Origin of the sequence: Dyadobacter sp., from assembly GCF_051859145.1 — a bacterium.
Lineage (GTDB): Bacteria > Bacteroidota > Bacteroidia > Cytophagales > Spirosomataceae > Dyadobacter.
Genome location: NZ_JBHYGF010000539.1, coordinates 1 through 1649 on the forward strand (window position 1 = coordinate 1; position 1649 = coordinate 1649).

1 protein-coding gene and 1 pseudogene are annotated in these 1649 nt (G+C 43.7%); one reads left to right on the plus strand and one right to left on the minus strand.

What is annotated here, in order from left to right; all coding sequences use genetic code 11:
• A pseudogene (locus tag ACTIE6_RS23580) lies at window positions 1-523 on the plus strand (recombinase family protein); the annotation flags it as partial.
• A gap of 230 nt (window positions 524-753) precedes the next feature.
• Here the strand turns inward: ACTIE6_RS23580 and ACTIE6_RS23585 are convergent.
• On the minus strand, window positions 754-1605 hold the full coding sequence (locus ACTIE6_RS23585) for a phosphatidylinositol-specific phospholipase C1-like protein (RefSeq protein ID WP_439558965.1): 852 nt from the start codon (window positions 1603-1605) through the stop codon (window positions 754-756).
• Window positions 1606-1649 lie beyond the last annotated feature (44 nt).

A 1649-nucleotide genomic window follows, 5' to 3' on the forward strand; every position in this document is an offset into this window, starting at 1 on the left:
GCTGGAGATTTATTCAGATTTGCTACTAACGCGATTCAAGGAAGAGGGAAGAAAGAGAGATCAGGAACGCCGAAATGTCCTCCAAGAGCTTAATAAGGTTAGCGACCGAATGCAAAACGCACGCATAAAGATGGTAGACGGCTTGCTGAGCGCTGATGATTTCCAACACCTCAAAGAGCATTGTACCAAACAGATCACAGACTTAGAAAAAAGGCTTAATAATTTTTCGTCCGATCACGGCGAAACAATAACTTTGCTTAAGAAAACCCTCACGAGACTCGAACACCTAATAAACCTCTATGAATCAGGAACTTTGGAAGAAAAAAGACAGCTAGTGGGTTCGATCTTTCCCGAAAATTTGATGTTTGACGGACATGAAGTTCGAACTCCTCGTATCAATGAAGGCATCGATCTCATCTATCAGATTTCCAATAAGTTACAACCTAAAAAAAATGGGACAAATCCATTTAATTTGGACCTGTCCCCTAGGGTGCACCCAACGAGTGCAGAACCCCGCTTTTAACCGCTTGATAATTAATAAGTTATAAGTGATCAACTAAGCTACTCTCGATTTACTCACTCGAACTTTTAGAACTGCAAATCCATACTTAAAGTTAATTTTTATGGTGTTTTTTAGCAAGAACTATCAAAAGTTTCTTTAGCTAGGATAGCTCCAACATTTAACTGCCAGACGAACAATAGCACAGCACATAATTTGGCCGCTAAACGAAATCATGTTATTTCGTACTACATTTAAAACAACGGATTCTTCCTGAAATAGGTGCTGCCTTCAAAACTCACAGAATAATCAGAATTGAAATGGGTGCTTTTCTGATAGTAATCGGTGGTGATAATCTGCGCTCCTGATTGGCATGCCGCCTCGAAAGTTGTTTTGTCATTCCTTCTTGCTTCGCGTGTATCCGAGTCTGCGCGGGTACGGATGAAGTAGCCTTTTTTTACCAGGTCCGGTATTTCGGAAGATTTGGCATTATTTCTGATTAGAAAAGCGGCTTCCGGTGTTCCTGGCAATGCGTTGGCAAACATGGTCCTGCCGCGAAGCGAAGGATGCCCGGCAATGTACAGATCCCGTTTGCTGCCCGAATCGTCCAGTACGAATACAAATTTCCCTTTTGCTTCTTTCAATGCTGGCCAGTTATCGTTCAACACGGCACTTTCGAGGGACTCAAACTTGCCCCTTACCTGATCCGGTGTAAGGATGTGCTTTTCGCCAAGATGTTCAAGAAGTGCTTTGTCGAGATAGTCAAAATCCCTGGCGGTAATGCCTTCCTTCTCGCTATCTGTGGCAATTTTTCCTTTCACTTCAAGTGTAATGTATACCGGCGTGTGATCAGGATGCGAATCTGACCAGGTTTTTAATCCTTCGAGGCAATCAATCAAAGTAAAATAGTGAGTCCGGAAATCAAGGTCAGGCACATGCAGCACTTTGAAGCCAGCCTGTTTCATTTTACCCTGCGGATCGTATGGTTTCTGTCCGGTTACCATTTCAAGGCCTTTTGGGTTCGCGTATTTTCCGCCTTTCTCGTCGGGATACACATCGATTTCAAGGTTGCGCAGGCCGAGGTCCAGTTGTGCGGTAATCGGAATGTGATCTTAATCGAGCGAGCTTGCCGCAGCGGAATCTTTTTGTG